Annotated in this window: 9 protein-coding genes; 4 read left to right on the top strand and 5 right to left on the bottom strand. The window is 68.3% G+C overall.

What is annotated here, in order from left to right; all coding sequences use genetic code 11:
- Positions 1-123: 123 nt before the first annotated feature.
- Complete coding sequence (locus AC07FT_RS11720) at positions 124-507, bottom strand: winged helix-turn-helix transcriptional regulator (protein WP_479175980.1); 384 nt, start codon at positions 505-507, stop codon at positions 124-126.
- A 101-nt stretch (positions 508-608) separates the two neighbouring features.
- Here AC07FT_RS11720 and AC07FT_RS11715 point away from each other — a divergent pair, with 101 nt between their 5' ends.
- Positions 609-1,013, top strand: a complete 405-nt coding sequence (locus AC07FT_RS11715) for a RidA family protein (RefSeq protein ID WP_479175979.1) — start codon at positions 609-611, stop codon at positions 1,011-1,013.
- A 166-nt stretch (positions 1,014-1,179) separates the two neighbouring features.
- Positions 1,180-1,782 (top strand): hypothetical protein, encoded by a 603-nt coding sequence (locus tag AC07FT_RS11710; RefSeq protein WP_479175977.1) that lies wholly within the window; start codon positions 1,180-1,182, stop codon positions 1,780-1,782.
- Between the two features lie 535 nt (positions 1,783-2,317).
- Here the strand turns inward: AC07FT_RS11710 and AC07FT_RS11705 are convergent.
- The 4 genes from AC07FT_RS11705 to AC07FT_RS11690 all read right to left on the bottom strand — a co-directional run bounded on the left by AC07FT_RS11705 (position 2,318) and on the right by AC07FT_RS11690 (position 7,230).
- The gene (locus tag AC07FT_RS11705; protein ID WP_479175975.1) at positions 2,318-3,760 is read right to left on the bottom strand and encodes an RICIN domain-containing protein; all 1,443 of its coding nucleotides are present in this window, start codon (positions 3,758-3,760) and stop codon (positions 2,318-2,320) included.
- Between the two features lie 516 nt (positions 3,761-4,276).
- Entirely contained in the window at positions 4,277-4,615 is a 339-nt protein-coding gene (locus tag AC07FT_RS11700) for a peptidoglycan-binding domain-containing protein (RefSeq protein ID WP_479175973.1), read from the bottom strand.
- Positions 4,616-5,746: 1,131 nt separating this feature from the next.
- Positions 5,747-6,820: a polysaccharide lyase family 20 protein gene (locus AC07FT_RS11695; protein WP_479175972.1), complete on the bottom strand. Its 1,074-nt coding sequence runs from the start codon at positions 6,818-6,820 to the stop codon at positions 5,747-5,749.
- Between the two features lie 182 nt (positions 6,821-7,002).
- The gene (locus AC07FT_RS11690) at positions 7,003-7,230 is read right to left on the bottom strand and encodes a peptidoglycan-binding domain-containing protein (protein WP_479175970.1); all 228 of its coding nucleotides are present in this window, start codon (positions 7,228-7,230) and stop codon (positions 7,003-7,005) included.
- 1,572 nt (positions 7,231-8,802) lie between these two features.
- Between AC07FT_RS11690 and AC07FT_RS11685 the strand changes: the two genes are divergently transcribed.
- A complete protein-coding gene (locus AC07FT_RS11685) occupies positions 8,803-11,085 on the top strand; it encodes a M4 family metallopeptidase (RefSeq protein ID WP_479175968.1) in 2,283 nt (760 codons plus the stop codon).
- 424 nt (positions 11,086-11,509) lie between these two features.
- On the top strand, positions 11,510-11,827 hold the full coding sequence (locus tag AC07FT_RS11680) for a putative quinol monooxygenase (protein ID WP_479175966.1): 318 nt from the start codon (positions 11,510-11,512) through the stop codon (positions 11,825-11,827).
- Positions 11,828-11,861 lie beyond the last annotated feature (34 nt).

The raw sequence follows: 11,861 nt of genomic DNA, 5'->3' as shown, positions 1-11,861 counted from the left end.
GTATCCGACCCCGCAGACGAAGGCCGCGGCTTCCACGACCGCAAGCGTGCCCATGACCGGCGACACGTCCAGGCCGTCGTGGCCCTCACCCGCCGCAGGGGCGGCGTCCTGTGGCCACTGCGATCAGGAATCGAAGTGACGGCGCGCGTCCTCGATGTGACCGAGGTACTGGCGGGTCCAGCCGCATATGGCATCGACTGTGGCTCGCAGGGCCCGGCCAGGCTCGGTGAGCGTGTACTCGACCCGCGGCGGCACGGTGGGGTGCACCTTCCGGTCGACCAGGCCGTTGCGCTCGAGCATACGCAGGTTCTGGGTGAGCATCTTGTGGCTGATACCCGCGACCTCCCTGCGGAGCTCGCTGAAGCGCAAAGTGCCCTCGCCGAGCGCCTCGATGATCAGGAATGCCCACTTGTTGGCGACGTCCGAGAAGATCTCCCGCGCCAGGGAGTCCGCGCGCCTCAGGTCGGCGTCCTCGGGCAGGCCCGTGAGCAGATGCTTGGTCACCATCAGGTACCTCAGTCACCGAAAAGTGCGTTCGTCCAGGTCAGCCATCACTCTCCTACAGTTCTCCAGTAACCACAAGAGAGCGGCGGGGAAAGGTGAACACCATGGCCACCCCCATCGATGTCTGCCATCACAACGTGCTGGCCGAGAGCGACTTCGGCTACGCGCAGGCGATCAAGTCCGGAGAGCTGATCCACGTCTCCGGCCAGCTCTCGCTCGACGAGGCGGGCAGGTTCGTCCACGCCCACGACTTCACCGCACAGCTCAAGCAGACCTACGCCAACATGGACAAGGTCCTGGACCACTACGCGGTCACCCGCGAACAGGTCATCTCGCAGACCCTGTACGTGGTGGATCTGCGGCACAACGCGGCGGCGACGGCGGACGGCAACCGGGCGTACTTCGGCGACCACCGCCCGGTCAGCACCGTCCTGGGCATATCCGAATTGACCTTCCCCGGGCAGGTCATCGAGATCAGCTGCATCGTCGACCCAGGACTGCCCGCCTGACCTCGCACACGAAGGAACCGTCGAACGCGCCCGAGCGGTAACGGCGGACAGCGAGCACAACCGCGTCGCCGTCGGCAGACACACCACGGAAGGCGCCGGCTCGACTTCTGAGCGGGTTCACCGGCAGCAGCTGACGCGAGGGGGTGGGCCTGGCAGGGTGTCCGTCATGAGCTCCGAGCCCGCGCACCCCACCCCGGCCCGCCACCGCGACCACGGCGAGTGGCTCGTCCGGTTCACCGACCGGGTGCTCGTGGTCTGCCCGAGGTGCGGTGGCCGCGCGCTTGTCGTGCCTCGGCCCGATATCGCGGCACCGAAGTACTTCAGTGCCCTGCTCTTCCAGCCTCGCCGCCTCGCCTGCACCGGCTGCGGCGCGGTCGCCGACTGGAAGGCGGAGGAGCGGGGCGCCGGCCTGGTCGGCGCGAAGCCCGGCGGCACAGAGGACCTCTTCTTCCGGCGGCCGCTCTGGCTTCAGACCCGCTGCGCGGGACGGATCCTGTGGGCCTACGGCGAGGAACACGTCGACGCCCTCGCCGCCTACGTGGGCGCCCGGCTGCGCGAGCGTCGCGCCTCCCCGACGATGGCGATGTTCGCCCGGCTGCCGGTCTGGATGAAGTCCTCCAAGCGTCGTGACGAAGTGCTGGCCGGCCTCGCAACCCTCCGGTCTCTTGCCCGGCTCTCGACCCCCGCGGACCGTTCCGAAGCAGCCCACGAACGTGGCGACCGCCCGCGCCACCACGGCACCATGCTCTTCCGCGGCGGCCCGTACTAGAGACCCTTCGGTCGCCCTCGGCGACGCCGCCCGGCCCCGGCTCGCGGCAGCTTCCCTCGCGGCTCCGAGACGGACACCGGCCCTACTCCGGCAACTTGCTGCGATACGCCGTATCGGCACTCGTTCGGGCCGACCTCCCCGGCAGCGCACGGCGCCTGACACCCAACCACCCCCGTCTCCCGCGGGACGCTGCCGAATCAGGCCGCCTCCCCTGCCTCCACAACGCCCGAGGCGTGCGCTCCGCGCGGCTGCCGGCCACGGCGTCCACCGCGAGTCGACACTGCTGGACAGCGTGCTGCGGGCTGCGCCGCGGCGGCGAGGATGTCACGCCCGGAATGCGCGGTGGCCGAATCACTCGTGTCGACGTCCCTGGCGCAGAGGGCCGGGCGGAGGAACCGATCGCTGCGGCGGCACACCGGGTGACCGCCCTCGCCTGCGGGGACGAGGGCGGCCGTGCCGGGACAGGGAGAGCCCACCGGTCATCGGGGCACCGCCACTGCCATTGGCACCAGCTCTTCAGTAGCTATGTGTGTGGTCAGACAGAGGTGCGCTTCCAGTGCTGGTTGTGGCCACCGTTGCAAGCCCACTGCTCCAGGGCGGCACCGTCAGTGGTCGCCTGGTTCACCACGTCCAGGCACTTGCCGCTGTGCCGGGCGATGAACTGGACGTGATCCTCACTGTCGGTGGACTTCACCGTCCATTGCTGGGACCTACGGCCGTCGCAGGAGTTCTGGACGGCCAGGGCACCGTCGGCACTCGACGCACCGCTGATGTCGAGACACTTTCCGCTGTGCCGTGCCATGATCTGGACGTATCCCGAACTGAGCTTCTTCACCCAGAAGTTCTGGTTGAGGTTGCCGCCGCAGCCCCACTGGACGAGCTCCACCGCGTTGTCCATCGCGAAGTTCGCGACGTCGACACATTTACCACTCTTGCGGGCCTCGATGGACTCCCAGGTCACATCCATGCCCTCGACCGACCCGGCCGCGGTGTCGATCGTGAGCTTCGGTGAGTACTCCATGGTCATGGACGTCCTGGTGGGGAAGGTCAGGGGTGCCCAGACATACCGGGAGTCATTGACCTTGTTCCCCTCGCCCGCCCAGCGGTCCCCCATGTAGAGGTAGCCGGTGCCCTTGGCACCTGCGACCGGGAGCACATAGGCGGTCTGACTGCGGTAGGTGGTGGAGTCGCCGATGTCCTTCAGCCCGCTCCAGTTTCCCGTGATGCTGGTGGCGGTGGCGTACTTCTGCTGGTTGGGTGCCCAGCCAGTGGCACCGGAGGTGAGCAGGAAGTACACACCGTCGCGCTGGAAGAGCGCGGGTGCCTCGCGCGACTCGCCCGCCCAGAGCTTCTTGACGTGACTCTGCACCGCGGTGTACTCCCGGTTCAGCCGGTAGATGTGCAGATCGCGGTTCTCGTTCGCGGCGGAGATCATGTAGCCGGTGCCATCGGTGTCGACGAAGGCCGTGATGTCCCGCGACATATGGCCGAAGGGCCGGAAACTGCCCCGCCAGGAATAGTCGCCGTCCACCGTGTCGGAGACGGCGACGGCCGCCCTGGCCTCTCCGTAGTCGGATGCGTTCTCCTTGTGCATCCACATCACGAACTTGCCGGTGGTCTTGTTGTAGATGACCTTGGGACGTTCGATGTTGGCGGACCGTAGTTCGGGGTCGGTGGCCTGGGTCAGCACATGTCTGCGGAACGTCCAGGTGCTGAGGTCGGTGGAACGGTAGGCGGACACATAGCGGAAGGTGTTGTCGGCGTTGCGGTTCTCGCCGAACCAGTAGTAGTACCGGCCGACTTTGAGGACACCACCGCCGTGGGCGTGGACTCCTGCACCGGAGGTGTCGGTGAACTGTGTGGCGTTGGTGACGCTGGTCGGTACCGCCGAGGCGGTACCGACGGCGCCGAAGACTGAGAGGAGCAGTGCGGACAAGGCCGCGAACAACGCTGTCGCAGTCGTCCATCTACGAGCCATGTGGGGATACCTCTGCGTGCTCTCCGTGCGCATGCGGGAATCGCGCACCTCGGTCATGGGGCGAACAGGCCCATGCGGACAGGGCTGTTCGAACAGGAAGGTCAGGCCGTGGCCGACCGGACCGGTCGGCCACGAATGCGGCGAACCGGCAGCGAGGGTTGCCGTGCGGGGCGAAGAAGGGTGAGCCGGTGCGGAACAAGCCGTGCGAATGCTGCCGCACAACGCCTGGCCATCGGTGCTCTCCCCCGGCGGCGCGGGGCGAACGGGGGTGGCCTGCCGTGTTGGGCGACTGCGCCCTCCCCTTCATGCTTACGTGAACACCGCAGGTTGGGTGAGAGTGTGGGATTTCCATGATGGGCTGTCAAGGGCTTCGGCAAGCACACTTCGAGACATTCGACAGATTGGCCACATGACCTGCCACTCACCACATGTTTGCGATAACATCACTGGAGGTGAGCGGAGTCGCGATCGGGACTCATCAGGACCAAGCATGCGGGCGGCGATGGACACCCGGTCTCACGGAGTGAGGGACTCCAGCACCCTCCGAGTGGCCGGACCGTAGACCCCAGGCGGATCCTCGTGGATGCCATGGCGCTTCTGGAAAGACTGAACCGTGCGCTGGACGGTCCCGTTGAACCTGTCACGTCGGGGATAGGGCCACAATCCGATCCTGGCGAGACGTGTTTGCAACTCCGTGACCTCGGGCCCCTCGACCCCTCTCCGCAGTGTGGGCTGCACAGGGAGTCGAGACGGGGACGCGCTTGGACGACCCCCCGGATGGGTGGTGGGCGAAGGACTGGGGGAAGCGGACGCGCTGGGGGGCGGTGAAGCGCTGAGACGGCCACTCGGCGACATGGACTCTCTCGCCCCCGGCGTGGTCGGGGGACGGGCACTGGGCCTCTCCCTTCGCGAAGGGGATGCCGACGCGGTGGCCTCCGGCGGGTGCCTCGAGGGCGATGCCTTGGCAGCCGGTGTGGAGTCGCCGGAGGATGTGACATGGGCGATGGCGAAGCCGATGACCGCGAACGTCACTGCCACAGACCCCAGTTGTACCTGATGGAGTCGCGCAGCACGACCGCGGCTCCCCCTCCCCCTCAACACCGCCAGGGGGGCAACCAGCCAGGCCGGAGGTTTCCGCCGGACCAGCCGCCTACGACCTCCCCCCTGCCGGTTCCCTACCGCCAGCGCGGCCACGAGCCAAACCGGAAGCTGCCGCCGGACCGGCCGCCTACGACCTCCCCGACGACCACGGCCGATCGTGGCCGTCGCAGCCGCCGTCCAGCCCCCTGGGTAATTCCGGGTCAGGTGTTGCCGGCTCCCCCGCCGGCCCCCTACCGCCACCACGGGGATCGCGAGGGTGTCCGGATGCCGATGCCCGGCCGGTCGTCCCGGACTCGCACGCCGACGGTCCCCGGCCGGTACCACAGGAATCACGAGCGTGTCCTGGTCGGTGACGTGCCCGTCACCGGTCGAACTCCCGGCAGACGACGCCACATTCATGGGCGTGGCCTCAGCAGCGGTGGCCTCCGCCACCTCCACACCGACGTAGGGCCGGATCCACTGGAGATGAAACTCCTCCTCCCCTTCGACATGATGTCCGCCCGCCGTCTCCTCTTCCTCGGGCGGTTCCGTACCGAACAGGCAACGGCATGGGAAGCCGTCACCGCACCGCAGGCAGCACTGTGTGCTCACTGGTCTCCTCTCCACTGTTCTTCGTGCGCTCCCGGTGTGCCCTCAACTCCCCCGCGCCCAGTCCTTCACGGCACCTGGATTCCACCGCTCCCGGGGTGCGCAGCGGGCGACCGTGTGGCCCGCCCGGTGGGTGCTTCGCCGCCAGGCCCGAGCGGTGGAGCACCCACGTTCGCGGAATCGTCCCGAAAGCCCTGGAGGATGGCGTGCGTCAGCGATCCGGCCCCCGTCACCTGGGTGGGATGACCGAGGCGGGGAAGGGCCCCGGGTGGCGAGCGAGGAAGCTGGGGCGGTGTGTCAGCGGCCCGACCCGTGCCGGTGCCGTATCCGGTGACGTACGACGATGAAGGAGCCCACGGCGAGAAGCACACCGCCGGCGGCGAGGATGCGCCGGATGTCGCTGGAGGCGCCGCTCTGAGCCAGGTTGCCGGAGTCCTTCTTCTCGGCGCCCGCCCCGGTGGCGGACAGCACGTCATCGCCGGCCCGAGGGCTGGGCGAGGCCGATGCGGTTCGTTCGGTGGCTGATGCCGAGGTCGATGGCTTGACCGGACGGGCCGGACTGCTCGCCTTGCCGGACGCGGAGGGGACCGGTGTCGCCTTCGGCGTATCGGCCTTCGTAAAGCCCTTGGTGATGCGGATGTCGTCGTAGTAGATCACCACGTCGGGCGTCCCTCCCTTCACATGCCCCTTCTCCGCCTTCCAGTTGGGTCGGTACAGACCGATCTTGTGGTAAGGAGCGGTCTGCTGGTGGTAGCTGTTGGGTCCACGGTGGGATCCGACCGTGACACCGTCGCGCCGTACGGTGATGGCCCCCGGAGTGGCGGCGGTGGACCAGGTGATGTCGAAGGACCACCGGTTCCAGTGGCCGAACCGCACGGGACCGAGATCGCGTCTGGCCTCCTGTACGGGCCGCGAGCCGACCTTCCAGTGCACTCTCATGACCCACCGGTCCCTCTTGACCGCGAGGGCGATGGCGGGAATGGTGCCCCCTCCGCCGTGCCACTGGGAGACGATCGTCATGTTCGGGTACCGCGTCCAATCGCTCGGGAGGTAGTTGGAGAACGAGTACTGGTAGCTGCCGTAGGGGATCCGGCTGGTGGCTATCTCGGAGCGGTAGGACTGTCCGTCGTCGGGCATGGTGAACCGGGCGGCCTTCCCGCTGCCGCCGGGCGCGGCCGTGACGGCGACGTTTCCGCCACCGTTGATGCCCTTGCGCGGCCAGGTCGCGATGCTGCCGGATTCGAAGCCTTCTGAGAAGGGGACGGTGGTGGACTGCTGCGCGACAGCGGTCCAGCTCGGTGTGGCCCCTGTTGCAAAGGCGGCGACAAGAGCGGCGCCGGCCAGCCGTCGGGAGAAGTGGCGGTGGGGCATGACGTTCCTCGGGGATGGTGATGGATGGTGAGCGGGGTCGGCACTCGTCGCTCCGAAGGTCGATCGAGGTGCTGACGGGCCATGAGGTCCGCTGGGCGCGGCGTCGCCACGACGCCGTCCAGTGGGTGATGAGGGGGAATGCTGACCGGGCTGGCTGCAATCCGGCGCTTGTCCGGCCTCGCCTAGGGCGTCATGGCTTCCAGCTTCTTGCGGGTGGCCGGACCGTACACACCTGGCGGGTCGTCCGTGATCCGGTTGCCCTCCTGGAAGGAGCGGACGGAGCGGAAGAGGGCCGCGGTGAACTTGCCTCGTGTGATGCGCGGCCAGCGTCCGAGCCGCTTCAGGCGGTTTTCGAGTTCGGCGACTTCGGGGCCGGTGTCACCCTGACGGAGCGTCGGCCCCGAGGGCATGGGCGGGGCGGTGCGGCCGGGGTCCGGTGCGGGCTTCTCACGCGAGGTTGTCGCTGCGGGGTCGGTCTTCTCGGTGGTCGCGGAGCGTGGAAAGGCGGGCGCGGGGCTGGTTGACACACCATGCGACGGCCGTGACGGACGGGGTGTGGGGGCGAGGTCGGGCGGCGGACCGGCGGTCGTCGGCGAGGGATCGGCCGCACTGCTTGGTGGCGCTCCGGACGGCTCGACGGCCTCGCGTGTCGATGCGGCGATGGGTGCCTTCTCCTCACCGGCGGAATCCGAGAGCGCGACCATGCCCGCCAGCGTGGCCGTGACGGTGGCCGCTGCTACGGCGGTGGCCAGTCGGGCGGTTCCCGGGCGTGCACGGCGCTGACGGCGGGAGGCCGTCCGAGCGACACGGGGCAGGACGAGGGTGTCGCCGTGCCCGGCCGTCGCGGAAGACCCGGTGTCTTCCGGTGGATCCGGCTGAGCGATCCTCAGATGGTTTCCCGATGACGCTCGCTCGACACCGGGCCCCGAGATCTCGGCGGAGATGTAAGGCCGGACCCGCTGCGGGCCGCACTCCTCGCGCTCCCCGTTTCCGGGGAAGGCATCCACCTGATTGCCCGCCCCCGCACCACATTCGCAGGGGGACGTGGAGTTGTCGCCACCTCTGTGGCAAGAGGTCGTACTCACTGCTCTCCTGTCAACTGCCTTCCGGGCACACTTCGTCCGGTCCGTGCAGTTACGTCGTTGTCCGCCCACGGAGTCACACAAGCTCGTATTTCTGGCCAGGGTTCGACCTCCCGCTCACGGCCATACATGGTGTGAGCGGGAGAAATCCCCCGGAGGTAGTGGCGAAAATGCTGCGGCGATGATGTGCACGACTCGAGACCCCGCCGCCTGACCGCCCTGGCACACGAGGGGCCACGGTCAGGCCACATCGACGCACCGGAGGAGCTCGGCCCCACTCGTGATGGGCCGGCAAGGTCGTGGCGCAGCATGAACAACGCGGAAAACGCGCCACCGATCAGCGATGCCTTAAAACCTAACCCAGGAACGACATTTGGACAACTTATTTAACATAATCGAACAATAATCAACTCTTCTTCGAGGGCCGAGCCTCGCTCCAGCCGACCCCGATGCGTCCCCTCGAAGAGTGGGCAGTGGCGCCAAATGCGCCTGGCCTACTCGGCTTTCACACGCCCATACAGCGAGGTGAATCACGGTGGTACCACCTCTCTCCGCGCGAGCGGCGCACCAGGCGACCCTGTGACCGCTCACCCACGGGAAGGCGCCGGAGAAGCTCCGCGCGGACCGGCCCATTCACTCGACACCCGCACCGAAACCCGCCCCAACACATCGCCCAATGGCCGACGTTGCGCCATTTCACGAGAGCGACCCGTCATGTTTACGTAAACATGGCAGGCTTCCCTCCTGCCCGAATGATGCGCGCGGTCCTCAGCACATCTCACCGGTCCGGCACATCGTCCAGTACCTCCCCGCTCCATCGGTTCTGCCCGGCGGACGCAACCGCGCCCGGCCGTGCCGCAGTGGCCGAGAGTTCCTCGGCCACCTCCATGAGGAATCACGATGAGACGATTCGCCCGCAAGACGGTCCCGCCAAGTGCTCTCCTGACGAGCCTCGCACTCACCGCCATCGCGCTTCCCGTCGGCGTCGCCTTCGCCTCCGACGAGTCCCGTGCCCCCCGCACCACGGCACCCGCCGGCGCGGCACCACGTCAGGGCGCGCTGCCGGACCCGCTCAGCCCGGCCGAGCGCAGAAATCTCCTGGCCGATGCCCGAACACGACAGGAAGCCACGGCCAAGGCGTTGGACCTCGGCACCGATGAGGCTCTGGTGGCGAGGTCGGTGCAGAAGGACGCCGACGGCACCCTGCACACCCGATACGAGCGCACCTTCGCGAAACTGCCGGTGCTGGGCGGTGACCTGGTCGTCCACACAGCCCCGGAGGGCACCACCGAAAGCGTCACCAAAGCCACCGACGTCCCCATCACCGTCGACTCCACCACCCCCGGCAGGAGCGCGGCGAACGCGAAGGGGTCCGCACTGAACCTGGCGGGCGCCGAGGACATCGAGGCGCCGAAGGCCGATTCGGTGCACAAGGTGGTCTGGGCCGCCTCGGGCAGACCGGCGCTGGCCTGGGAGACGGTGGTGGGAGGTGTGCAGCACGACGGCACTCCCTCGGAACTGCACGTCATCACCGATGCCAGGACCGGCAAGGAACTCTTCACGTACCAGGCGGTCAGGAACGGCACCGGTCACAGTCAGTACAGCGGCCGGGTGACCATCGGCACCGGTCACACCGACGAGGGGTACACCCTCACGGACCGCACACGGGGTGGCCACGGCACGTACGACATGGCACACGGCTCGGACGACACCGGCACGGGAAAACCGTTCACCGACGCCGACGACACCTGGGGCGACGGCACCCCGGCCAACCCGCAGACAGCGGGTGTGGACGCCCACTACGGCGCTCAGCTCTCCTGGGACTACTTCAAGAAGGTGCACGAGCGGAACGGCATCCGCAATGACGGTGTCGCCGCCAACAGCCGTGTGCACTTCGGCGACGGCTATGCCAACGCCTTCTGGTGGAACGGCTGCTTCTGCATGACCTACGGCGACGGCAAGGGCAACATCAAGCCGCTCACCCAGATCGACGTGGCCGCCCACGAGCTGACGCACGGCATCACCGAAAACACCGCGGGATTGCGGTACAGCGACGAGGCAGGCGGTCTGAACGAGGCCACGTCGGACATCATGGCCGCGGCAGTGGAGTTCTGGGCGGACAATCCCGCCGACCCCGGTGACTACCTGGTCGCCGAGAAGGCCGATATCCATGGCGATGGCACCCCCGCTCGCTCTATGGACCGGCCGTCCAGGGACGGCAACTCGGCCGACTTCTGGTACCGCGGCGTGGGCGACCTCGACGTCCATGATTCCTCCGGTATCGGCAACCACTGGTTCTACCTGGCCTCCGAGGGCAGCGGGAGCAAGACGATCAACGGTGTGCACTACGACTCGCCGACCCACGACGGCCGGTCCGTCACTCCCATCGGCCGCGGCGCCGCGTCGCTGATCTGGTACCGGGCGCTGACCACCTACATGACTTCCGGCACCGATTACGCCGCCGCCCGCGACGCCACCCTGCGCGCCGCCGCCGACCTGTACGGCCGGGCCAGCGCCACGTATCTGAACACCGCGGCCGCCTGGGCGGCCGTCAACGTCGGTCGCCGCGTCGAAGGCGCCCTGGTGCACAATCCGGGAGCACAGAACTCGTTGCTCGACACACCCGTGAAACTCCGGATCCAGGCGGCGAGCACCAACCCGGGGCCAGTGCGCCACGAGGCCACCGGACTGCCCCCGGGCGTGACCGTCAACGCCTCCACCGGCCTCATCTCCGGCGCCCCCACCGCGGAGACCACCAGCGAGGTCACCCTCACGGTCACCGACTCCACCGGCGCTACCGACAGTACCCGCTTCACCTGGAGGGTCCGCAGCTTCCCCAACGTCTTCCAAAACGACGACGATGTGCACATTCCCGACTGGGCCTCCCCGGTGTCCTCGGACATCGACGTCACCGGTGTCCCCGGCCATGCCCCCAAGGACCTGCGGGTGGACATCGACATCAAGCACCCCTACCGCGGTGACCTGACGGTTGACCTGGTCGCCCCCGACGGCACGTCCCACCGGCTGAAGGAGAGCACCAGCGCCGACCGGGGTGTCAACCTGATCGCTTCCTACCCGGTGGACGCGTCCGGCGAGACCGCCAACGGCACGTGGAAACTCAGGGTCCAGGACGTCGTGGGCGGTGACACCGGCTACATCGACCACTGGGGGCTCACCTTCTGACCACCGGTCCACCCTCGGCACGCGACCGCCGCCGGCCGGCGATCGCCCCGCCCGCGGCGGGGGGGGCCCGCTCCCCTTGTGGCGCCGCCGCCCCGGCGGGGGGACACGACTACACCCCCCCCCGCTCCCCCCCCTTTCCCCCCCGGCACCCAAACCCCCCCCTCTCCCCCCCCCCCCCCCCCCCCCCCCCCGCCACCGCGGGTGGGGGCCGCGATGACGCGCCTGCCGGTGCTCCCGTGGTATCCGATGGATACCAAGCCCCCTTGCGGGTAACCAAGGGGGCTCGCATACGGTGCTCTCGCCCGCCGAGGGCCGCGTCGTAGACGACGAATACCGCGGTGCCCGGACCTGGGCGCCATCGATCGGGCCGACACGCAACGGCACGGCGTGCCAGTGATTCTGACGGAACATCAAGGAGAGTCCCATGTCCGAGGCCACCCCAACACAGTCGATCACCGCCCTCGCGGTGGTGAAGGCAAAACCCTCTCGACGGGAACAGCTGCGGGAGACCCTGGCGGGACTCGTGGAACCCTCCCGCGCCGAACCGGGCTGCTCCGACTACACCCTGTTCGAGCTGACGGACGAACCCGGGACCTTCTACGTCCGCGAGACCTGGGCCGACCAGGAGGCGCTGGACATCCACAGGGCGACACCCCATTTCGTGGCTTTCGCCGACCGGTTCGACGACCTGCTGGCGGAACCGATCCACCTCGTGCGCCTCAGCGAGGTACCGGTCGCATGAGCGGTCCCGTCTCGGACAGGGCGCCCTGTCCGAG

This window comes from Streptomyces sp. NPDC045899 (genome assembly GCF_056431485.1).
This window is presented reverse-complemented; position numbering and strand designations above follow the sequence as displayed.

What these genes read in the sequence shown, in the direction of transcription:
- AC07FT_RS11720 (WP_479175980.1), bottom strand. Translation starts at nt 507, where the DNA reads ATGGTGACCAAGCATCTGCTCACGGGCCTGCCCGAGGACGCCGACCTG.
- AC07FT_RS11715 (WP_479175979.1), top strand. Translation starts at nt 609, where the DNA reads ATGGCCACCCCCATCGATGTCTGCCATCACAACGTGCTGGCCGAGAGC.
- AC07FT_RS11710 (WP_479175977.1), top strand. Translation starts at nt 1,180, where the DNA reads ATGAGCTCCGAGCCCGCGCACCCCACCCCGGCCCGCCACCGCGACCAC.
- AC07FT_RS11705 (WP_479175975.1), bottom strand. Translation starts at nt 3,760, where the DNA reads ATGGCTCGTAGATGGACGACTGCGACAGCGTTGTTCGCGGCCTTGTCC.
- AC07FT_RS11700 (WP_479175973.1), bottom strand. Translation starts at nt 4,615, where the DNA reads ATGTCGCCGAGTGGCCGTCTCAGCGCTTCACCGCCCCCCAGCGCGTCC.
- AC07FT_RS11695 (WP_479175972.1), bottom strand. Translation starts at nt 6,820, where the DNA reads ATGCCCCACCGCCACTTCTCCCGACGGCTGGCCGGCGCCGCTCTTGTC.
- AC07FT_RS11690 (WP_479175970.1), bottom strand. Translation starts at nt 7,230, where the DNA reads ATGCCCTCGGGGCCGACGCTCCGTCAGGGTGACACCGGCCCCGAAGTC.
- AC07FT_RS11685 (WP_479175968.1), top strand. Translation starts at nt 8,803, where the DNA reads ATGAGACGATTCGCCCGCAAGACGGTCCCGCCAAGTGCTCTCCTGACG.
- AC07FT_RS11680 (WP_479175966.1), top strand. Translation starts at nt 11,510, where the DNA reads ATGTCCGAGGCCACCCCAACACAGTCGATCACCGCCCTCGCGGTGGTG.